Origin of the sequence: Robertmurraya mesotrionivorans, assembly GCF_050971805.1 — a bacterium.
In the GTDB taxonomy this organism is placed as follows: Bacteria; Bacillota; Bacilli; order Bacillales; family Cytobacillaceae; genus Robertmurraya_A.
Genome location: NZ_JBPCCH010000001.1, coordinates 264041 through 285663 on the forward strand (window position 1 = coordinate 264041; position 21623 = coordinate 285663).

20 protein-coding genes, 2 pseudogenes and 1 other annotated feature are annotated in these 21623 nt (G+C 34.0%); of the genes and pseudogenes, 20 read left to right on the plus strand and 2 right to left on the minus strand.

Annotated features, from left to right (window positions below; translation table 11 throughout):
- The first annotated feature begins 32 nt into the window (after positions 1-32).
- Positions 33-1622: a hypothetical protein gene (locus tag ACRX5O_RS01285; protein WP_433904286.1), complete on the plus strand. Its 1590-nt coding sequence runs from the start codon at positions 33-35 to the stop codon at positions 1620-1622.
- A gap of 28 nt (positions 1623-1650) precedes the next feature.
- Positions 1651-3573 carry a hypothetical protein gene (locus ACRX5O_RS01290; RefSeq protein ID WP_433904287.1) on the plus strand — a complete coding sequence of 641 codons (1923 nt, stop codon included), beginning with the start codon at positions 1651-1653 and terminating at the stop codon, positions 3571-3573.
- 187 nt (positions 3574-3760) lie between these two features.
- On the opposite strand, the gene ACRX5O_RS01295 is transcribed toward ACRX5O_RS01290, so the two are convergent.
- Entirely contained in the window at positions 3761-4978 is a 1218-nt protein-coding gene (locus ACRX5O_RS01295) for a tetratricopeptide repeat protein (protein WP_433904288.1), read from the minus strand.
- A 296-nt stretch (positions 4979-5274) separates the two neighbouring features.
- Positions 5275-6342 carry a helix-turn-helix domain-containing protein gene (locus tag ACRX5O_RS01300; RefSeq protein ID WP_433904289.1) on the minus strand — a complete coding sequence of 356 codons (1068 nt, stop codon included), beginning with the start codon at positions 6340-6342 and terminating at the stop codon, positions 5275-5277.
- A gap of 321 nt (positions 6343-6663) precedes the next feature.
- On the opposite strand from ACRX5O_RS01300, the gene ACRX5O_RS01305 reads away from it, so the two are divergent.
- The 18 genes and pseudogenes from ACRX5O_RS01305 to ACRX5O_RS01390 form a co-directional block, all read left to right on the plus strand.
- Positions 6664-7935: a hypothetical protein gene (locus ACRX5O_RS01305; protein WP_433904290.1), complete on the plus strand. Its 1272-nt coding sequence runs from the start codon at positions 6664-6666 to the stop codon at positions 7933-7935.
- A gap of 64 nt (positions 7936-7999) precedes the next feature.
- Positions 8000-8563, plus strand: coding sequence for a hypothetical protein (locus tag ACRX5O_RS01310; protein ID WP_433904291.1), 564 nt, complete (start codon positions 8000-8002; stop codon positions 8561-8563).
- A 676-nt stretch (positions 8564-9239) separates the two neighbouring features.
- A complete protein-coding gene (locus tag ACRX5O_RS01315) occupies positions 9240-10478 on the plus strand; it encodes a hypothetical protein (protein ID WP_433904292.1) in 1239 nt (412 codons plus the stop codon).
- 105 nt (positions 10479-10583) lie between these two features.
- Positions 10584-10724 (plus strand): annotated as a pseudogene (locus ACRX5O_RS01320) (JAB domain-containing protein); the annotation flags it as partial.
- A 176-nt stretch (positions 10725-10900) separates the two neighbouring features.
- Entirely contained in the window at positions 10901-11923 is a 1023-nt protein-coding gene (locus tag ACRX5O_RS01325; protein ID WP_433904293.1) for a rod shape-determining protein, read from the plus strand.
- 80 nt (positions 11924-12003) lie between these two features.
- The gene (gene mreC, locus ACRX5O_RS01330) at positions 12004-12885 is read left to right on the plus strand and encodes a rod shape-determining protein MreC (protein ID WP_433904294.1); all 882 of its coding nucleotides are present in this window, start codon (positions 12004-12006) and stop codon (positions 12883-12885) included.
- Positions 12882-13400, plus strand: a complete 519-nt coding sequence (mreD, locus tag ACRX5O_RS01335; protein WP_433904295.1) for a rod shape-determining protein MreD — start codon at positions 12882-12884, stop codon at positions 13398-13400. Before mreC ends, mreD begins: the two co-directional genes overlap by 4 nt.
- A gap of 142 nt (positions 13401-13542) precedes the next feature.
- Positions 13543-14223: a septum site-determining protein MinC gene (minC, locus tag ACRX5O_RS01340; protein WP_433904296.1), complete on the plus strand. Its 681-nt coding sequence runs from the start codon at positions 13543-13545 to the stop codon at positions 14221-14223.
- A gap of 1 nt (position 14224) precedes the next feature.
- The gene (gene minD / locus ACRX5O_RS01345) at positions 14225-15028 is read left to right on the plus strand and encodes a septum site-determining protein MinD (protein ID WP_433904297.1); all 804 of its coding nucleotides are present in this window, start codon (positions 14225-14227) and stop codon (positions 15026-15028) included.
- Between the two features lie 124 nt (positions 15029-15152).
- On the plus strand, positions 15153-15929 hold the full coding sequence (locus tag ACRX5O_RS01350) for a peptidoglycan DD-metalloendopeptidase family protein (protein ID WP_433904298.1): 777 nt from the start codon (positions 15153-15155) through the stop codon (positions 15927-15929).
- Positions 15922-16788 carry a M50 family metallopeptidase gene (locus ACRX5O_RS01355; RefSeq protein WP_433904299.1) on the plus strand — a complete coding sequence of 289 codons (867 nt, stop codon included), beginning with the start codon at positions 15922-15924 and terminating at the stop codon, positions 16786-16788. Before ACRX5O_RS01350 ends, ACRX5O_RS01355 begins: the two co-directional genes overlap by 8 nt.
- Before the next feature lie 45 nt (positions 16789-16833).
- Entirely contained in the window at positions 16834-18282 is a 1449-nt protein-coding gene (locus tag ACRX5O_RS01360; RefSeq protein ID WP_433904300.1) for an Rne/Rng family ribonuclease, read from the plus strand.
- A gap of 70 nt (positions 18283-18352) precedes the next feature.
- Positions 18353-18430, plus strand: a sequence feature (ribosomal protein L21 leader region).
- A gap of 13 nt (positions 18431-18443) precedes the next feature.
- Positions 18444-18752, plus strand: a complete 309-nt coding sequence (gene rplU / locus ACRX5O_RS01365; RefSeq protein ID WP_391557273.1) for a 50S ribosomal protein L21 — start codon at positions 18444-18446, stop codon at positions 18750-18752.
- 11 nt (positions 18753-18763) lie between these two features.
- A complete protein-coding gene (locus ACRX5O_RS01370) occupies positions 18764-19096 on the plus strand; it encodes a ribosomal-processing cysteine protease Prp (RefSeq protein WP_433904301.1) in 333 nt (110 codons plus the stop codon).
- Between the two features lie 14 nt (positions 19097-19110).
- Positions 19111-19401 carry a 50S ribosomal protein L27 gene (rpmA, locus tag ACRX5O_RS01375; protein WP_160547636.1) on the plus strand — a complete coding sequence of 97 codons (291 nt, stop codon included), beginning with the start codon at positions 19111-19113 and terminating at the stop codon, positions 19399-19401.
- Between the two features lie 134 nt (positions 19402-19535).
- Positions 19536-20081 (plus strand): Spo0B C-terminal domain-containing protein, encoded by a 546-nt coding sequence (locus ACRX5O_RS01380; protein ID WP_433904302.1) that lies wholly within the window; start codon positions 19536-19538, stop codon positions 20079-20081.
- 90 nt (positions 20082-20171) lie between these two features.
- A complete protein-coding gene (obgE, locus tag ACRX5O_RS01385) occupies positions 20172-21464 on the plus strand; it encodes a GTPase ObgE (protein ID WP_119709262.1) in 1293 nt (430 codons plus the stop codon).
- A gap of 33 nt (positions 21465-21497) precedes the next feature.
- Positions 21498-21623 (plus strand): annotated as a pseudogene (locus tag ACRX5O_RS01390) (ACT domain-containing protein); the annotation flags it as partial.

Genomic DNA, 21623 nt, shown 5'->3' on the forward strand with positions numbered 1-21623 from the left:
AAAATCCCGTATTTTAATAGGAGAATTCTTAAATGAACCGTTTCTTAGAAAATGTTGGAGTTTATGCAACGTATAAAGAAGTATTTGGAACAATATACAAAGAAGAAAGGCTTATAGACTTATTGTCTGAAGCTCCTTTAGGGGGAGTAATAAATATATTATCACAATTAAATTCTATTCCTGTTAATAATAAACAAATAAGAGCAGATTTTAATAATTTCTTGATTCAATCTTCAAACAATCTAAAACCTATAAATAATAGGTTTGTTCTTTTTTCTAAACAGGGTTTACTATCTGTTTGGAAGTGGGTTTTAACTTATTGTGATGAAAGCAAAATAGATCAGGAAATACATGTTAGTACAGGTTGTAATTTTGTATTATATATTAACTTAATTATTTCAGACTATCTTCATAATAAGAAAACTACAAAGGATACCCTTAAATATGAAATGTTTACGAATGCAGTCTTTAATACACATAAAGACGTACTTTCATCACTAGTTAGGGCATCTGTAATGTTTGATGATATTTCAAAACAAAAAGAGCTATTTTATGAGAAAGAATATCTTGATTTAAATTATTTTTTTAAACAAAAATACGGCTATTCTATAAAAGAGTACCTTTCTGTTATTTTTTGTATATTTGCAGGTTACACTAAGGATCAATTTGAGTTTTCTAATAATTGGATAAGAAACTTAGATTATTTTACAGTTTTGAAGAAACCTGAAATTGCCCATAATGTTCTTAATGAACTTTCCATCTCTCTTAATGATGCTAAAGAGTGGTCAAAAAAGACTTTAAAGGAACCTTGGGAATTTACCAAGTTTCGTCAAAAGCCTCTTCTTAAACTAAATGATGGTAGATTTCTACCTATTAGTGTTGATTTGTTACATGAACAAATATTTAATGAATTATATTTTAAGATTAGACATGCTTTCCCTGGGAAAAGTACTCAAGTGATAAGCTTTTTTGGAAGATGTTTTGAGAAATATATGGAAGTTATTACAGAGTTCGCTGTAAAGGAATCAACATTGGACTATAAATTTATTCCTGAATTTTCATACGGACTAAAGAACTCAAAAAGATCACCAGATATTATTATTAAGCTTGGGAACAAACTATTGGCTATAGAAGCAAAAGTACATAGATTAAAAATGGATTCTATTATAGGAAATTCAAATGATGCTATAGATACAGATATACACCGTATGGCTATTTCTCCAATTAATCAACTTAGTAAAAGAGTTAAAGAATTAATAGATATAAATCATCCGGTTATAGATGGTGCAGATGAAATTTATTTAATGTCTGTTACATTTGGTGATTTCCCTACTTTACCTCCGTTTGAAAAAGAAATTAAGGAGAAAGTGGAAAAGAACTTTTCTATTCCTGTTAAGGGTCATTATCATTTGAATATAGAAGAATATGAGATATTATGTGAGTTATTATCAAGAAAAAATGCTTCTCCTATTTTTAAGTATTTGGATAACTACTTAAAAGTGGACCTACCATTCAAAAATTTCGTTTTAAAGAGTCATTTACACCCAAAAAGACTTAAATATATTAAAGAAAAGTTTGATCAACAAACATATGAATTAACCCATTTTTTATTTGAGGAATAAAACTAAAATCTGAATAAGGGTGAAAATCATGGATTATGTTAAGTTTTACGAACACCCAAACTATGCTATTCCATATGAACTGAAAGGTGTGGTCAATGAGTTTGATCCGGAGGGCTTGTATGATATAAACGAAGTTTTGCAGTTTTATAATATATCGTTATATATAAAACAAGAGTATTTTCCAAAGAATTGGTCAACCGAGTATATTAATACTTTAAAAGAAATCAGCCATAACTTAAATAATAAAGTTATTGATTTCTTTAAAAAAATTAATGATGAAAATATTTTAGAGCTTACTAAAGATATTTATTTTTTGTACCACAATGATTTTTTAGAACAATTTTGTAAGTTCAAACTTGCGGAAAAGATAAGTGGTGAAAATTTAATAAAACTTGTTACTAAAGGGAAATTTACTTTTACTCATATTCTAGAGCATAAATATTTAGTTAATAAATACGAAAATGAAGTAAAAAAAGCGTTCTTAGAAAATCCTAATAATGCGGAAATTCTACTTAACAAATTTATTGTCCTGCAGGATAGACATGTAAAAAAGAAACAAATACATCTCCCCGTGTCGATGAACATATCTGAAATGAATGAATTGTTAAGTAGTTATATAGACTTTGAGGAAACAAATCTAAATTATTTAAGATTAATTATTAATGCACATGGAACTAAGGATTTCAAAATCGATGATGTAATCAAATTAAAGGCAAAAAGAAAAATTGAAACTGAAGAGCAGAAACTTTTTTCGACTCAGGGTGGGCTTAATATAGGATACATGATTTGCTTATCAGGAGACTTGAAAGAGCCTTATAAATTAGAAATGAAAAATAATGAAACCCAACTTATGTACAGTAAACAAAGTTTAGAAGAAAATTTAGATTATCCTACAATATTACAAAATTTTATACAGTTCTTTGGGTATACAGATAAAAATGTTAGGATTTCATTGGTAAGCCATAATTCGGATTTAGGTACATTAGAACGAGTACTAGGGTTAAATTCACAAAGGTCTTATTTAAAAGGAATAGGATTTACATCTAAAGAAATAACTTCAGATTTACAATTCATTATGTATTATGAATTTTTAGGTTACAAAAACATTAGCTTAGAAGAAGTTATTGATTGGTTTTTTAAAGAGTATCTAAAGAAAGAATTCAATATAGAGAATTATTTTATTGAAATGCCATCTCCATATTCTAAATATCTTGAAAAGTGTCGAGTTATACTACCAGAAATGGAATCAATATTAAAACAATATTCCACTCTTGTTAGTCATAACGAGATAGATCATGAGTTAATTCAAATCTCTTCTAGTGGAATAAACTTTTCTAGTATTCCAAGTTTAGTGAAAAGAAAATACGTGTATGCGATAAAGGATAAATTAGAGGGAATGTTTTTCCATTTGTTTTCAAATCAATCCGACCTTAGTTATATTGAAGGAATAGAAGAACAATACGAAACTTTTTACGAATTGATTAGAAAAAGGGAGGTTAGGTATGAACAATTTTACGAACATCAACAATTAATTATTAATGAATTGATAAAATTAGATTATTTATATAAAGATAGTTCAGGTGCTGTCTATTTTAAAAATAAAATTAGAATCTTTGTACTTCACCAACTTTATCATTACGAAACGATCAATTTTTATCGAGTACCAACAGAAATACAAGAAGAAATATTATTACTTGAGTCTGAAGGACTTGTACAGATACTTAGTTCTTTATTTTCAATTCCAGAACAAAATTATTTTAATTACTACTTAAACAATTCACAGTTTACAGATGGACCACAGCTGCGCAATAGATACAGTCATGGAACACAAGGATTAAGATTAACAGAAGAAGAACATAAAAAGAATTACTTTGTTATTTTAAAATTATTAATGTTAATAATAATTAAGATAAATGATGATATCTGCATTAAAGAAGATTACTTAAGTTAGTAATTCAGTAAATTAAAGAGTATAAGAAAAAGAACAGCAGAACTAAATTTCTGCTGTTCACCTTTATGTATTTTGTTTTTAGATGGTATAAATAACTTTATAAAAAACGCCATCACATGAGAAGGATTTAAGATAATTACTCTCCGTGACATCATATAATGTAAGTTTATTAGGTTTTTTAAAGTTTTTATCCGAGCTTTGAGATTAAATCTGTTACTTTTGTAAGTATACCTTGCATATTGTTTGTTATACACCCAGAAGTTATATTAACTAAAAGATTTGTAAAATGAGTTTTAAGGGTGGATGGATTATTGACCTTAATATCATTCTTAATTTCCTCAATGAGATTTTGTGTTTCTTCATTTCCGATGGTTGAAAGGTTCTGAATAATTTCTGATAAAACGGTATTAACCTCATCTAAAGGTACCGAAGTATTATTAAATGTAACGTTGTCCCCAAATACTTGATTTCCTATTGTTCCGTTATTAACTACATTAAATTTGTTTCCCATGTTTACCTCTCCTATATTAATATTAATTTTTTTAAAAGCTCTATCTTGAACGAGTATCATTAATGCTCTATCTTTTTCAAGAAGTTCATTCTTTAGTTCTGCAAGTTCAATTTCCATTCCACTACTTTCTAACTTCCCGTCTATAAAGCCATGAATCTTAGCGAGTTCTATATCCTGGCTTGACAAAACTCTGGCATATTCTATATATATTCTAGCTTCTTGAAATTCTTTTTTTTCTATCAAGGTTAAAGTTAATAACTTATAAATTGATTCTATGGCTTCAGGAATAAAAGAATCTCCATAAACATATTCACGAAAATATCTATCTCTAATATAATCGAAATCACCATAATGGTCTAAGAAAGCTTTTGCATTGGTTATTACTAAATCATGATTATTTAGTTTAGAATAATTTATAGCTAGGGAATAATAGTTAGTAAAATATAAAAAGTCTTCATCTTCGTTTTCAATCCATTCATAAGAAAAGTATGAAACTAAGGCCTTTTCATGAAAATAAATTGATCTCCCATAATCATTAATTGAACCAAATAATTCGCCCATTCGACGATAGATCCTTGGATTATCATTTCCATGTTTAAGACTGCTTTCGTAAGCAATCCTTGCTTTATTATATTCTCTAAGTGAAAATAAAACGTCACCCATTTTTTCGTATAATAATAACTTGTCACCTTTTGAAGGATTCTGTTCTATTATTTGTTCAAATAAATCAAGTGCTTCATAGTTTCTATTTACTTGGTGATATTGTATGGCTAAATTGAATTTATCGTTTATAGTTTCAACACCTAGACGCTCATAAAGTTCTACAACCTTATAATCTATAGAATTTGTGTCACCAGAGAATACATATTTACCTCTGTAGTGATGCTCTGTCATGAATCCCATCCTAAATCCTACCTTATAATCCTTTTCCCGTACTAGATGAGGACATTGTAAACATTCTTTTATAGGCTGCTTAGACAACTGATATTTATCACAACAAAATCTACATATTTTCTTATTCATTGATTTACAAGTATAGACTGCTATTTCGTTACATAATTCACATTGGAATTTTTTGGGTACAAGTGTGCTAATCAATTTAAAGATCCCCTAATATAATTAATTTGTTTTATTTTACCACATTCTTTATTGGGAATTTTTTATTCTTTTTTAGGACTTACTTATAAGATTTAAAAAGTAGTGTTTACATTATTATATAACCATTCGTAATATTGATCTTTTGTATTCATTCCATACCCATAAATTCTATGAAAATCCGTGTGACATTTTTTACAAAGTGTAACGCCATTAGTTAGATCTGTTCTTCCCTCATTATACCAATCATAGCTATTTAGATGGTGAGACTGAAGGTTCCCACCTACTTGTCGACAATTAGTGTTCTGGCAAGTAAATTTATCCCGGATTTTAACTTTTTTTTGCCATTGTTCGTATTCCCAATAATTCCGACCTTTTTCTCTTTCCTCTAATGGAATATAACTTTTCCAAGCATGATGCCTCTCACCTCGTTTTAGTACACATCCATAACTACAATATTTTGTTCTCCCACTTATTAATTTATAATATGATTTTTCTCTTACCTCATTACATTCACATCTACATAAAAAATATCTTTGTTTGTTTTTTTTATTTAATTCTTTAATAACAGTTAGTAACCCATATTTGTTCCCTACAATATCTTTTAACCACATTCTGCATTTTTTTCCACAAGAGCGATATTGATTGGACTTTAGTTTTACTAATGGAATAGTTATTGTGTTGGAACACTCACATTTTGCTTTCACGAATCTCCTTTTGTTGACTCCAAAAGCATGTATTCCTTCATCGCCAATAACTGTCAAAAAACCATATCTGTCTCCTATATTAAAGTTGGATTTTAAAATACAATTATTCCCACAACTTTTTATAGAGCCTCTTTTTATCGTATAATAAAGCTTTTCTACAATGTTTCCACAACCACATAGGGCATTGACACATAACCGGTTATTATCTCCCTCTTTTCGATAATATAAAACATCAATAATAGTAAGATCTCCATAATTGAGACCAACTAATTTGTTTTTCATTTCTATAATTCTGACATCTGTACCTTTTAATTTTTCAATATCTTCTTCTGGTATATACCATTTATTAGATTTACCTACAAAAGCATTTGGGAATATTCCCCTTTTTATCCAATTTCGGATACTGGACTCGTGCATATTTTGTAACCTTGCAACCTCTTTAATTGAAAAGTACATTTTAATCACCAAATATAGTATTTACCTGTTTATAACAAATAATACTGACACAAAATGAACAACTTTTAGAGAACGTTGTCCTTAATAAAAGTGATATGCAATATTGTCTTTCTTCTCTCGAAATATTAATTCAATAGTAAAGGGTTATAATTTGATTCATTATTGCGCTTTAGTTGTTTTATTTCTGTACGAATAAAAAATGTAGTTATTTACTTTATTGTAAATTTTCCCTTTAAGTAGTATAAAGGGATTATATACCAAGCAGCTATAAAACAATATCCATATTTTATGTGCTTTAAAACAGGAAGAGGGAATATAAAAGTGAATCATAATTTAAATCTAAAGTGTGAAGTTTGCTCAAATGTTGTACGTTTGAAGATCTATGGTGGTCATGAATTAGTTAATCCTTTTGCATATAGTTGCCCAGAATGCAATGTAACTATCAGTGGTAACCTTATTTGGAATGAAGATATGAAAGAAGGTTTAATTAAAGAATTCAAATGTAGTAATGCAGTTTCTGTAAGTATAGAAGATGGAAAAGAAAGCCATATGCTTCAAATTGCTACGGAATTTTTTACTGATAAAATTAAGGAGTTTAATAATGCAGACCCAACACTTTTTTTCTCTCCATTTATGATGGATGAAGCAAGCTTTGAGGTTAAACAAAAGAAAAAAAATATTGTTAGTTTTGTTACAGAAAACTTCGAAAGAGACTTTGTAGTTACAATAAGGATATGGGAACTTTATAAAAAGAAAAATATAAAATATCTCAATAGACAATTACTTTTTAATGGTTTTATAGAACCAGTACCTTTAGGGCAGCTATTGAAGGTTGATCATGATAATAAAATTATGGAAGTACTTTATAATCCTTTTAGAGCTTTTTTATTAGAAAGTGGACAGTATAAAAAGTTACTCCAATTTAGGTCAAAATTAGAAGAATATAAGAGATCTTCCCATGATGAAATTTCTGCACTTCAAAAGGATTTATACGAGTTAACAACATATTCTGATGAAAATCTAGTACATTTATTAACGAATTTTTCAAATTATTACCGTTATATCTGGCCAATAATATTATCAGATATATATAAAACTACTAACCTTGATGATATTAAAACAAGCAAAGGCATATTAACAGCAAATTTCGAGATTTTAAAAAACTATTATGTCGAGGCCTTCGAGATACTATGCTCTTTATTACCAGTCTTTTTAGGATTGCAAAATATTCGGTTACGAGGAAAACGAAATAACTTTGAAGAAAAAATAAGTACTGATTTTCCTAGTATCAAAACTATAATTGACTATGATAAAAAAGTCATTAATAAAGGTAACAAAGTAAAATATTTTGAAAGAGAGAATATCTTTTCTAATATTTTTGATATTAATGCAACCTTAAATAACTCGATCAGAAACAGTATAGGGCATCACTCATATTCATATGAAGCAGACCAGCAACTAATTATACTTAAAGAAAGAAATAAAACTTCGAATTTATTCCTTATTGAATTTGGAGAGATGCTTTTAAAAACATTTTATGCATCCTTTACGGCTCTTGAAGTAATAATGTTTTTAAAAAATATTGAGGAGTAAGTTTGTTTATTAATATATATAAACGTTTATTAGAAGATGAACAATATGTTGAATAGGAGAAATAATGAATAGTTTACTTACCACTATAGGAGTAGGGTTAGGTTTATTTGCAAGTATAAAGGCTTTGGTTTCAAAGTCTGATTTAGAATTAGTATTTTTAACTCAAGAGCAAATTATTAAATTGAAGCTTTATAGGCTTATTGGCTTGTCAGCATCATTAGGGATATTAATTACTGATATTTATTTTATATGGTCTTTAATGTTTGAAGATAAAACTTATAAAACTATAGATTGGAACTATATGATAAGTATTTTTTTATTATGGTTTATTCTAGGTTTAATGTTTATTAGTCTATTAAGATCTATTATTAATGTAGTGTTTTCAAGATACCATTATAAGTATAAAGTAAATATACCCGAAACGGGGGATGTTTATTTGCTAAAAATGATGACCCAAGATGTTTGTATATGTTCGAAAAATCCTAATTCTCAAATCGATAATGATGATTCTGAAGCGTATCTTATTAGTATAGACGATATAAAAAATAGACCTTTAAGTAAGGTGAAGCTTCAAAAACCACAAAGTTATATTCAAAAACTAATAAAGTATAATACACCGAATATTTGAAGAATTTTAAGAAAGAACCTCATAAATAAATTATTTGTTAACAAAGGCTCCCAAACTAAAAATTTGTGAGTCTATATTTGTTTATCGTTATTATAGAAACTGTGAATGTTTAATTGCTAACTTAACTTAACTTAGTTAACATGAACTTTTCCACCCATCAGGAGTGCGCCTGTAAGGTGCCGCATAATAGCATTCTAAAAGAATTAGAACTCCTTACATGGTTCTATGGTCAGCATCTTACCTGAAAGGGAAACCTGTAAAGGGAAAAAAGCATGATGTGAAAAGGGAAAGAGACGATTTGCTATCATATCGAGTCAGTTTCTCAGACCAAGTGATGTATGGTAAAGGCTAGACTGCTTGAATCCTAGACGAAGGAGCGAAGGGTACGCCGTTACTTATGATAGCTAACAGGTAACGAGGACAATATCGGAGAAGTTCTCCTGACTTTTTTCGATTGTAAGGATTGTCCTTCTATACTCTATAAAGAGTAAAACGTCAAAAGGGGTACCTAACCATCACGTTCTATTATGTTGCATAATTCAGGGATTGCCTAAGTACAACAAAGAGGTTGTATAAGGTAACGGAGTCATCATAGTACTCAACGTTTGCCTGTAATGGGTTTAGCAAGGGGAAGGGTGACAGGCTACTATTCGTCCATTTGAAAGGTGTCATGAACATGGCAATTAATCCATTTCAACAATTAGACGTTTTGAAAAAGGCTTCACAAAAAGGGAAACAAATTACTGATTGCTATCGTCTTATGTATAGGAAGGATTTATGGATAAGGGTACATAAACAATTATATTATCTAAAAAATTCAAATGAATTTCCTAAACTAGAAATGGATGAAATCATTTTGAAACTAAAAAAGGGAACGTTCCGATTCGATAATCATAGGGATAGGTTACAGCATTCTATTTCTCCATCTTATAGAGAGTTAATGGTCCTTGGGGTAATCAAAGAAATTCTTACATCCTTATTTAGAGAAAATCACTTTAATAGGGATGATCATAATCAATCTCTCAAAGAGGTAAAAAGAAATTGGAGTGACCAAACCTGGTTGATTTTTGGGAAAATAACTCATAAAGAGTCTCCTGTTTGGTACCATCAACTTCTGAAAAATATTGAAAATAAGGTGAGTGATCGACGTTTCTTACTCCTCCTTCATAATGCAATATTTTCAGGAATAATCGATAGAGAAACTCCAAACAAAGGTGCAACTCTTAAATCAATACTTTACTCTATTTATTTTCAAGAAGTGGATTTATTTTTGAAGATGAAATTGAATAAGGGAAAAAAGGCAAATACTAGCTTAGGAATGTTCAAGTATATTCAAGAGTTTGACCATTTCTTAATGACATTTAAAGGTTCAAAAGACGAAGCAGTCCATGTTTTTAATGAGGTTCAACTATTTTTCAGCTCAAGACTTTTATATGCAAACAAAGAATATTCCTTGTACCTTTCCAATCTTAAGAAACCTGCTTTATTATGTGGATATGAGATGAAAAGGTGTAGACAGACTACCACTCTTCTTTTCAAGATACCTTACGTTACACTAAAGAGACTGTCAAAAAAATACGGAGAAATTGAAAATTTTCTACCTATGCCTCGACCGGGATTAATCAACTTCTCTGAAAGAAAAATCATGCGGGTGTATCATTCTGAATTAAGAAAGGTAGTTTTGGATTATAGAGGAGCAAATAATTGGCATGACTTTTCTAAACTATTCTCCTTAGCTCGAGGCAGTTTTATCAGAACGATAGCAATGAAAAGAAAGTGCTCAGTTAACAAAGTTAGTCTAGAAATGAAATCATATAAACAAGGTGATCTTTGTATAAAAGTGAAAGCGGAAGGAAAAGTTGAAAGTTTATATTCATTTATAAAATTATCTGAGTTTTCCTTTTTGAGATATTAAGCCTTGTAGCTGGCGAGCCGTATACGCTAAAAGGTGTACGTACGGTTCTGTGGGAGGAGAGAAGAAACCAGTAACTAGTTAGATGGCGCTTTTCTCCTACCCTACGATCCTACTCCTAGCAAGGAGGATATTGAGGTTACGAAAAGACTAGCGGAATGTGGGAAAATATTAGGCATCGAAATTCTTGATCATTTGATTATTGGGGAAAATAAATTTGTCAGTTTAAAGGAAAAAGGCTATTTATGACACTATGAATTTATTTGACGATGCGATATAATAAGCTTTATGATTTTTTTGCAATAAAACACTAAGATGAATTCATAATAAATAGCTTTGACTAGAAAAAGTGAATTTCCATATTGGACAAACCAATAGACGGATGACTTTATTCGTACGATTTGGATGAGAAAGGGAGATACTTCATGTTTGGGATAGGAACAAGAGATCTTGGAATTGATTTAGGAACAGCAAATACGCTTGTGTATGTGAAAGGAAAAGGGATTGTTGTAAGAGAGCCTTCTGTTGTTGCCCTGCAAACAGATACAAAACATATTGTAGCAGTAGGGAACGATGCGAAAAATATGATTGGCCGTACACCTGGTAATGTGGTAGCTCTTAGACCAATGAAAGATGGTGTTATTGCTGATTATGAAACAACTGCAACGATGATGAAATATTACATAAATCAAGCAAACAAAAGCAAGGGCCTCTTTTCAGGCAAACCATATGTAATGGTTTGTGTACCATCAGGTATAACGGCTGTTGAACAAAGAGCAGTGATTGATGCAACTCGTCAAGCTGGTGCTAGGGATGCATACCCGATAGAAGAACCGTTTGCTGCTGCAATCGGAGCAAATCTTCCTGTATGGGAGCCTACTGGAAGCATGGTTGTGGATATCGGAGGCGGGACAACTGAGGTTGCCATTATCTCATTAGGTGGTATCGTGACAAGCCAGTCCATTCGCATTGCTGGAGATGAAATGGATGATGCAATTATTAATTATATTCGAAAAACGTACAACCTTCTGATCGGTGATCGTACAGCAGAAACGATTAAAGTCGAAATTGGAAGTGCGGGTGACCCAGAAGGTATTGAAAATATGGAAATACGTGGACGTGATTTGTTAACAGGACTACCGAAAACGATTGAAATTAGAGCAGAGGAAATCTCGAAAGCTCTACATGATACGGTATATGCAATCGTTGATGCTGTTAAGGTTACTTTGGAAAAAACTCCACCAGAGCTTGCTGCAGATATTATGGATCGTGGGATTGTCCTTACAGGCGGAGGAGCGCTTCTTCGTAATTTAGACCGAGTAATTAGCGAAGAAACAAATATGCCAGTACTCATTGCTGAAAATCCACTTGATTGTGTGGCAATAGGTACAGGAAAAGCTCTTGATCATATTCATCTTTTTAAAAATAAAGCTTCAGAAACACGATAAGCAGACTATCTTTCCCTCTCTCCTTAAGGAGTGAGGGAATACCCCTGTGTGGGAATATATTTTCACTTGAGGTGTAAGAAATGCCACAATTTTTATCAAATAAACGCCTTATCATTTTACTAGTTAGCATCATTATTCTCGTGGCACTAATCGGTTTTTCAATAAGAGAGCGAGAGAAGTTAACATGGCCTGAACAATTTATTAAAGATACGACAGGATGGGTACAATCAGCCTTTTCACGTCCTGCCAATTATGTAGCAGGTTTCTTTGAGAATGTAAGAGACTTGCAAAATACATATGAAGAGAACAAGGAATTAAAAGCTCGATTAGATGAGTTAGTTCAGCTTGAGGTAGATGTTCAAACACTAGCAAAAGAGAATAAAGAGCTACGAGAGATTCTAGATAATAAGGAAGATTTAAGCGCATTTGATCCTGTACAGGCAATCGTTGTAGGTAGAAACCCTGAAAGATGGCATGAACTACTTGTTATTAATAAGGGGAAACAAGACGGTATCCAACAAAATATGGCGGTTATCACTGCAAATGGGCTAATTGGAAAGGTAAAAAGCACGAGTCAGTTCACCTCAACCATTCAGCTATTAAGTGCAAATGACCCAACAAATCGTATTTCTGCAAAAATAATAGGTGAAAAGGAAACTTATGGGACCATTGAAGGATATGATGAGGAAAGGAAACTCCTTAAACTAAAGAGGATTCCGTATGATGCGAAAATAGAAAAAGACCAGATTGTTACTACTTCTGGACTAGGTGGAGTATTTCCGAAGGATTTACCTGTTGGTAAAGTGGTCGAAGTCGTTCCAGATGAATTTGGATTAAATCAAACTGCGTATATAGAGCCAGGCGCCGATTTTTATGATATTCGTCACGTTATGGTTGTTACTGTTAAGACGAATACGCCTGATTTAAGTGATATATCTAGTGAAGAGGAGGAGGAATTGTGAAAAAACTCCTTCTTCCTATTTTTGTGTTGTTTTTTTTCATACTAGAGAGTTTATTTGTCGAGCTTTTTTCTCCACAGCTTTTTAATAGTGAACGTATCATCGTCCCTCATTTTCTTTTAGTAGTGCTTTTGTTTTTAACCGTTTACGGAGGAAAGAAACAAGGGATCCTGTATGCGGCTATTTTTGGACTGCTCTTTGATATTGTTTATACAGAAGTGATTGGGATATATTTCTTCTTGTATCCACTGGTCGCTTATTTTGTTTCAAAGACGATGCAGCTGATACATAATCATCTCGTTGTAGTTTCAGTAACCTCCATGGTCGGAATCATTCTACTAGAGCTTGGTGTGTATGAGTTAAACTATTTATTAAAAGTTACTGAAATGAATATTCAAACTTTCTTACAGGAGAGGCTTTATCCAACCTTGATATTAAATTTGGCTTTTACGATTTTGGTTTCCTTTCCCCTAAAACGGCAGTTTGATAAATATGCTGAGGAACTTAGAAATGAATAAAAAATCGATTCTATTTAAAAAGGATTTCTGGGGCTTAAGGTCGAAATAATATAAAGATATATGTTAGCTTGTTTCGTATTGAGCTTATTCTTAGTTTGCTTAACATCGAGGGATGCTTTTCTATTGAGGTGACCAACTTAACATGAAGAAGACACAAAATGTGCTAATAAAAGGAACAAAGGATGGTTTAACGTTACACTTAGATGATCTTTGCTCCTATGAAGAATTAAAGAGGGAATTAGATTCCAAATTAACCGAAAATTCGTTAGCTAATAAGGATCGACCTTTAATATCTGTTCGAGTTCAAGTAGGTAACCGATACTTGACAGAAGATCAGCAAGAAGAAATTAAAAATTTAATACGTCAAAAAAAGAATTTAGTCGTTGAATTAATTCAATCAAATGTAATGACAAGGGAAGAAGCCGAGCTAGCAATAGCAGCAAATGAGATCATCCCAGTAGCTAAAGTCATCCGTTCAGGTCAAGTACTAGAAACACCAGGTGATTTGCTCTTAGTGGGAGATGTGAATCCTGGTGGGACAGTTCGAGCAGGCGGAAATATCTTTATTATGGGAGCACTAAAGGGAATTGCTCACGCAGGATGCTTTGGAAACTCAAATGCAGTGGTTGTTGCCTCAGTAATGAATCCTTCACAAATCAGAATAAGTCATTGCATTAACCGTGCTCCAGATTATGGAACAGACAAAGAGAAACGGGAAATGGAATGTGCCTATATTGATGAAAACGATCACATTATTATTGATAGATTGCAAGTATTATCTCAGCTAAGACCAAACTTAACGAAGCTGGAAGGGGGACGCTAAAATGGGACAAGCCATTGTTGTAACTTCGGGAAAAGGTGGAGTAGGGAAAACGACTACTTCTGCAAATATTGGAACAGCACTAGCCTTACAAGGGAAGCGTGTCTGCCTTGTTGATACAGATATCGGATTGAGAAACTTAGACGTCGTGATGGGACTTGAAAACCGAATCATTTATGATTTAGTTGACGTCGTGGAAGGTCGCTGTAAGATTCATCAAGCGTTAGTTAAAGATAAGAGATTTGATGACCTACTATACTTGCTTCCAGCAGCACAAACTAGTGATAAAACGGCAGTTCAGCCTGAACAAATGAAAACATTGATTAACAATTTGAAACAGGACTATGATTATATCATTATTGACTGTCCGGCGGGAATTGAACAAGGTTATAAAAATGCAGTTGCAGGTGCGGATAAAGCTATTGTTGTAACCACACCTGAGGTTTCAGCTGTAAGGGATGCGGACAGAATCATTGGACTTCTAGAAAAGGAAGAAAATGTGGAGGCACCAAAGCTAGTGATTAATCGTATCCGCAGTCATATGATGAAAAATGGAGATATGCTTGATGTAGACGAAATTACAGCACACCTATCCATTGATTTAATCGGAATAGTGGCAGATGATGATGAAGTTATTAAAGCATCTAATCATGGTGAACCAATCGCTCTTAATCCTAATTCAAAAGCGTCGATCGCCTATCGAAATATTGCACGCCGAATATTAGGGGAATCAATACCTCTCCAACAGCTTGATGATAGTAATAAAGGTGTATTTACAAAAATTAAAAAGTTTTTTGGTGTTAAGTAAAACCGGGATTGTTCTCGGTTTTTTTTATTTGGTTTCTTTGTCCTACTAATTAAATTGTATTGTCATAGGTTTGTCCTTTTGCACATAAACTTGTACAAAACGTAAAAGGAATGGTGGGGAAACCATGAGGTCAAGACCGGATGATATTCGTAAACGTATTGCAAAGCGAAAGAGGGAAAGGGACAGGCTTACAGAGACCGTTGCTCATTCAAGGCTGTTGCTGCCAGAAACGGAAGAAACGCACGGATATGATCGGATTCCCACATATGAAAGTGGGAAAGATGAAGAGCTTCATCCTCTTTTTCGAAAGGAAGTATTTATTTTTAAAATACTAGCCTCTACAATTTTGGTGTTCTTAGTAGCGATTATTTTTAGAAATAATGACGCTAGATTTGAGAGTGTTAGAGAATTTGTTTCGATAAACATGGAAAAGGACTTTCAATTTACGACAGTAGCAAACTGGTATGAAGATCAGTTTGGAAAGCCTCTTGCACTATTGCCGTTTACAAACAATGAATCAGAAGAAGTGAATGAGGAGTCGCAGCCATATGCCTTACCAGCGTCAGGGAAGATTCTAGAGGAATTTGGTGAAGACGGACAAAAGGTAACAATTGAAACACCAAAAGGTGCGGCCGTTACCGCGATGAGTGGTGGTATGGTTGAATTTGCTGGTGTAAAAGAGGGATTTGGTAAGACGGTTATTGTCCAGCACGGTGATAAGAGTGAGACTTGGTATGGGAATCTTGATGATATTTCGGTTAATCTTTATGAATACATCGAAAAAGGGAAAGAAATTGGAACGGCAATGGATAGTGATGATGGAGAAAAAGGTTCCTTTTACTTTGCCTTAAAAGAAGGAAATGAATTTATAGATCCTTTCCAGGTGATTCAGGTTGAATAAAATGATTGAGCTTTTTTCAAAAATTCATATTCATCCACTTTTGTGGATAGTTGTGGCTTTGTCTGTAGTGACTGGTCACTTTTATGAACTCCTTCTCCTCTTAATTATTATCTTTATACATGAGCTAGGTCATGGGGTAGCCGCTTCCTATTTTTCATGGAGAATTAAAAAAATCACGTTGCTTCCTTTCGGTGGGGTGGCAGAGATGGATGAACACGGAAACAGGCCGCTAAGAGAAGAAGCGATCGTCGTATTGTCTGGACCTGTACAACACATATGGCTTGTTGCCGTTGCTTATCTACTTCATCAAGTTGGACTTTTGAATGACCATTTGTTTTCCATGTTTCTACAGTATAATGTGATGATATTTTTATTTAATTTGCTTCCTATTTGGCCATTAGACGGTGGGAAGTTCATTTTTTTATGGCTTTCTATCAATAAGCCATTTCCAAAAGCATTCAAACAGACACTTCTCCTCTCTTTCTATGTTTTATTATTATTTAGTGCTGTCATTATGGTGACAGAACCTTTAAATCTTAATGTTTGGATCATCATCTCGTTTCTTTTGTTTTCTTTGTATTATGAATGGAAGCAAAGAAGATATGTGTTTGTTCGATTTTTACTTGAACGCTATTACGGGAAAAAGGATACGTTTGGAACACTCATTCCTTTAAAGGTGGAAGAGGATGATCTAATCATTCATGTACTTGAAAAATTTCAAAGAGGCTGCAAGCATCCGATTATCATTGAACATGATGGACAGGAGAAAAGATTGCTTGATGAAAACGAATTGTTACATGCTTACTTTGCTGATAAACTTTTGATGGCAAGAATGAAGGATTTGCTTTATCAATATTGAACTATGATAATAAAGGTGACGTATTGATAAAGTGAGGAATAGATTTTGGATAAGATCATTGTGAATTATATAGGTAGAGAAAAACGCTATGCGATACTCAAGGATCAAAAAGTTGAGAAGCTGTATATTGAACAACCAAAGCAGCAGTCGCTCGTTGGTAATATATATATAGGTACGGTAACGAAAGTCATGCCAGGGTTACATGCTGCTTTTGTTGATATTGGAGAAGAAAAACAAGGGTTTTTACATAGAGATAAACTCGTTTCTTTTTTATCAGCAAAAGATGAAAAGACTGTAAAAGAGACCAAAGGAATTGGATCATTTGTCCATCAAGGGGAGAGGCTCCTTGTTCAGGTGGAAAAAGACGCAAGCGGTGATAAAGGACCACGTTTAACAGGGATTATTGAGATTAACGGAAAGAACATTGTGTATTTGCCGAATGGCTATTATGTGGCTGTCTCAAGAAAAATAGAAGATCTACAGCAAAGAGAAAGCTGGCGTCAAATAGGGTATGAGCTGAAAGAGGAACATGAAGGGCTCATTTTTCGTACATCCTGTACGGAGGCAAATAGAGAGGAAATTGAAACAGAGCTTCACCATTTAAGAACTCAGTATCATGAACTAACAAAATCTCTGAAAATGGTAAAGAAACCAATGATTGTTCATGAAAGTGAGCACTTTATTAAGGAGCTTAGGGAAGAATGTAAAAAAATGGAGTCTGCGGCCATTGTAGTTGATGACATTAGCTTAAGGGATAAACTATTAGCAGGTGGTTCTGATGACCTAGTATGTGAGATTATTTATTATCATGAGAAACAAAATATATTCTCCGCATACGGGGTTGAAGACTCAGTTGAAAAAGCATTAAGACGTGTCGTTTGGCTGTCAAACGGTGCGTATATAGTCATTGATGAAACGGAAGCTCTCACCATTATTGATGTGAATACGGGAAAGTATTCAGGGAAAAATCATCTTCAAGATACTGTTGTGAAGACGAATGAGCTTGCTGCAGAAGAGATTGCACGTCAATTAAGAATAAGAGACATTGGTGGAATTATTCTTATTGATTTTATTGATATGAAGGATATGAGTGACCAAGAAATGGTCCGAAAGAAACTGGAAAGAGCTTTGCAAAAGGATCATAAACGAACAAATATTGTTGGATTTACTCAGCTAGGTATCATGCAGCTTACTAGAAAAAAAACAAAAGTAGCACTTTCTGAAGGTTTAACTGAAAAATGTAAAGTCTGTGATGGGACAGGAAGCGTGTTAAGTGCAGAAACGGTTGCCTTCAAACTGGAACGAGAGCTTTGGGAGCTAAAGGGGACCGATTACGAGTCTGTTACCATTGAAACGACGGAAGCAGTAAAAGATGTGTTTTCCGGTTTGGAAGGAAAACATCTGAAGAGAATGGAAGAATTAATCCATGCAACGCTTCGTTTTGTTATCATTTCGAACAATAAACCTTTCTATAAAATTACGAAGCTCATCTAACAGTGAGCTTTTTTGGTATTGACAATAAGAGAGAAAATATGATAATATCGTTTATGTTATGTTTGTAGCACCCGTGCTACAACCGCGCAGATCAGGTTATAAGTCTTTCGTTAGAAAAGCGCCTGTGATGGCGAGTCTTAGTTTATAAGGAGGTGCAGTTCATGTACGCAATTATTGAAACAGGCGGAAAGCAAGTAAAGGTAGAAGAAGGACAAACTATCTACATTGAAAAGCTAAACGCTGAAGCAGGCGAAACTGTTACATTTGACAAGGTTTTATTCGTTGGTGGAGAAAGCGTAAAGGTAGGAAGCCCAGTTGTTGAGGGTGCTACTGTTACAGCTAAAGTTGAAAAGCAAGGTCGCGCTAAGAAGATCATTGTTTTCAAGTACAAGGCGAAGAAGAACCAACGCAAAAAGCAAGGTCATCGTCAACCATACACAAAAGTTGTCATTGAAAAAATCAACGCGTAAGGCGGTCTAAGATGATTCAAACGACGATTTATCGTACTGAATCTGGACACATAAAGTCGTTTACATTGAGCGGTCATGCTCTCTTTGCTAACCGAGGGGACGATATCATCTGTGCCGGTGTCTCTGCCGTTTCATTCGGTGCTATTAACTCAGTTATTGCGTTAACAGGTGTTGAACCCGAAATTGAGCAAGGAGATGGTGGCTTTCTCCGCTGTGTGATTCCGACTAATCTCTCTACGGACATACAGGAGAAGGTACAGCTATTGCTTGAAGGCATGGTCGTGTCACTACAAACGATTGAGAGAGATTACGGGAAATATGTAAAAATTACCTTCAAAAAGTAGGAGGTGGAACAATAATGTTAAGATTAGATCTTCAGTTTTTCGCTTCTAAAAAGGGAGTAGGTTCTACAAAGAACGGTCGTGATTCACATGCTAAGCGCCTTGGTGCTAAGCGTGCAGATGGTCAATTCGTATCTGGTGGTTCAATCCTTTACCGTCAACGTGGCACAAAGATTTATCCAGGTGTTAACGTTGGTAAGGGTGGAGATGACACTCTATTCGCGAAAGTGGACGGAGTAGTTAAATTCGAACGCCTAGGACGTGACCGTAAGCAAGTGAGCGTATACCCTGTAGCTCAAGAAGCTTAATTCTTTTAGAAAAAACTCTAACCTTTAGGTTAGAGTTTTTTTAATCATAAAGCTATTACCAAGGTTTTCTTTTTTGCTATACTAAAAACAAGCAGTTTTCTGACTGATAACGAATTGGTACAGGAGTGCATGACATGAATAAGGATTGGACGACGGTTGAGTTGCTGAGTCACTCGCGTCACGATTGGTTAAATAAAGTACAGCTCATAAAAGGTAACTTATCTTTACATAAATACGACAGGGTAAACGAAATCATTCAGGAAATTGTTATTGAGGCACAAAATGAGGCTCGTCTCTCTCAATTACATACACCACAGCTTGCTGCCCTCTTTCTTACCTGCAACTGGAACAACTTCTCTTTTCAGGTAGATTATGAAGTGCTCGAGGTATCTACCGACAACCAAAACATAATTAATGACATGATTGCATTGAACTGGATAACCTCATTTTTTGAGTGTTTACAGCAAACGGTTAAGGAGTTTGCTGAGAATCATCTATCAATAACGATCGACAGACAACAAAAGGCAGCCTGTTTCTTTTTTGATTTTAGAGGAATAATAAAAAATAGGACAGGTCTTGTAGAATTTTTCAAAAGAAAAGAAACATTAATAGAAGTAATCGTTCATGAATGTTCGGAACAGGAATTTTCGTTACAGGTATTCTTACCATATGAGGAATAATTGGATCATTCGATTCTCGTCATGTGATGACAACTTCTATCAGGCTCATTACTATAGAGCAACAACATAGGACAGACGGGAGGATTTACGATGTTTGTAGATCAGGTAAAGATTTACGTAAAAGGTGGAGACGGTGGAAACGGGATGGTAGCATTCCGCCGTGAAAAATATGTACCAAAGGGTGGACCTGCTGGAGGTGACGGCGGGAAAGGTGCAGATGTGGTTTTTGTGGTAGAAGAAGGATTACGAACGTTAATGGATTTTAGATACCAAAGGCATTTTAAAGCTCCCCGTGGTGAGCATGGGATGTCTAAAAATCAGCATGGTAAAAACTCTAAAGATATGATTGTTAAAGTTCCACCAGGGACTGTCGTAAAAGATGCAGAAACAAATGAAATTATTGGCGATTTAGTTGAACATGGACAACGTGCAATTATTGCTAGAGGTGGTCGAGGCGGTCGAGGAAATTCGCGATTCGCTACACCTGCTAATCCAGCACCTGAATTATCTGAACATGGTGAGCCAGGACAGGAAAGGGATGTAATTCTCGAGCTCAAGCTTCTAGCTGATGTTGGATTGGTGGGCTTCCCTAGCGTTGGAAAGTCAACATTACTGTCTGTCGTTTCTTCTGCAAAACCGAAAATTGCTGAGTATCATTTTACAACGATTGTTCCGAACCTTGGAATGGTCGAGACAGAAGATGGAAGAAGCTTTGTAATGGCTGATCTGCCTGGACTAATTGAAGGCGCTCACTCCGGTGTAGGACTTGGTCATCAGTTTTTACGACATATTGAAAGAACAAGGGTCATCGTTCATGTAATTGATATGGCTGCAACAGAAGGAAGAGATCCTTATGAGGATTACGTAACGATCAATAAGGAGTTGCAGGAATATAATTTACGTTTAACTGAAAGACCACAAATCATCGTAGCCAATAAGATGGATATGCCAGATGCTGAGGAAAATTTAAAATCCTTTAAAGAAAAATTAACAGATGAATATCCTATCTTCCCTATATCAGCGATTACGCGCCAGGGACTTAGAGATTTACTATTTGCGGTTGCTGATAAAATTGAACAAACTCCGGAATTTCCACTTCATGAGGAAGAGCTTGAGAGTACAGGAATTCACCGCGTACTTTACAAACATGAAGCGGAGCAGACAGAGTTCGTTATTACGAGAGATCCGGATGGAAGTTTTGTTGTTTCAGGACATGCAGTGGAACGATTGTTTAAGATGACTGACTTCTCTAGAGACGAGTCGATCAAACGATTTGCTCGCCAGCTTCGCGGTATGGGAGTCGATGAAGCGTTAAGAGAAAGAGGAGCAAAAAATGGTGATACAGTAAGACTTATGGATTATGAATTCGAATTTTTAGATTAGTATTTCGTAGCGCTTTACCTGGGGGTGGGGAAAATGAAAGAAGAAGATATATTAGACAAGAAGTTTTACTTAGTGCGTGAAGATGTGCTGCCTGAAGCGATGAAAAAAACTCTCGATGCAAAGGAAATGCTTGAACGTGGGAAGGTTGAGTCTGTGTGG

Excerpts from the sequence above, each read along its gene's own strand:
- ACRX5O_RS01295 (WP_433904288.1), bottom strand. The coding sequence starts at position 4,978 with ATGACAGAGCATCACTACAGAGGTAAATATGTATTCTCTGGTGACACA.
- mreC (WP_433904294.1), top strand. The coding sequence starts at position 12,004 with ATGCCACAATTTTTATCAAATAAACGCCTTATCATTTTACTAGTTAGC.
- rpmA (WP_160547636.1), top strand. The coding sequence starts at position 19,111 with ATGTTAAGATTAGATCTTCAGTTTTTCGCTTCTAAAAAGGGAGTAGGT.
- minC (WP_433904296.1), top strand. The coding sequence starts at position 13,543 with ATGAAGAAGACACAAAATGTGCTAATAAAAGGAACAAAGGATGGTTTA.
- ACRX5O_RS01300 (WP_433904289.1), bottom strand. The coding sequence starts at position 6,342 with ATGTACTTTTCAATTAAAGAGGTTGCAAGGTTACAAAATATGCACGAG.
- minD (WP_433904297.1), top strand. The coding sequence starts at position 14,225 with ATGGGACAAGCCATTGTTGTAACTTCGGGAAAAGGTGGAGTAGGGAAA.
- ACRX5O_RS01290 (WP_433904287.1), top strand. The coding sequence starts at position 1,651 with ATGGATTATGTTAAGTTTTACGAACACCCAAACTATGCTATTCCATAT.
- rplU (WP_391557273.1), top strand. The coding sequence starts at position 18,444 with ATGTACGCAATTATTGAAACAGGCGGAAAGCAAGTAAAGGTAGAAGAA.
- ACRX5O_RS01285 (WP_433904286.1), top strand. The coding sequence starts at position 33 with ATGAACCGTTTCTTAGAAAATGTTGGAGTTTATGCAACGTATAAAGAA.
- ACRX5O_RS01315 (WP_433904292.1), top strand. The coding sequence starts at position 9,240 with ATGGCAATTAATCCATTTCAACAATTAGACGTTTTGAAAAAGGCTTCA.
- obgE (WP_119709262.1), top strand. The coding sequence starts at position 20,172 with ATGTTTGTAGATCAGGTAAAGATTTACGTAAAAGGTGGAGACGGTGGA.
- ACRX5O_RS01325 (WP_433904293.1), top strand. The coding sequence starts at position 10,901 with ATGTTTGGGATAGGAACAAGAGATCTTGGAATTGATTTAGGAACAGCA.
- ACRX5O_RS01350 (WP_433904298.1), top strand. The coding sequence starts at position 15,153 with ATGAGGTCAAGACCGGATGATATTCGTAAACGTATTGCAAAGCGAAAG.
- ACRX5O_RS01310 (WP_433904291.1), top strand. The coding sequence starts at position 8,000 with ATGAATAGTTTACTTACCACTATAGGAGTAGGGTTAGGTTTATTTGCA.
- ACRX5O_RS01370 (WP_433904301.1), top strand. The coding sequence starts at position 18,764 with ATGATTCAAACGACGATTTATCGTACTGAATCTGGACACATAAAGTCG.
- ACRX5O_RS01380 (WP_433904302.1), top strand. The coding sequence starts at position 19,536 with ATGAATAAGGATTGGACGACGGTTGAGTTGCTGAGTCACTCGCGTCAC.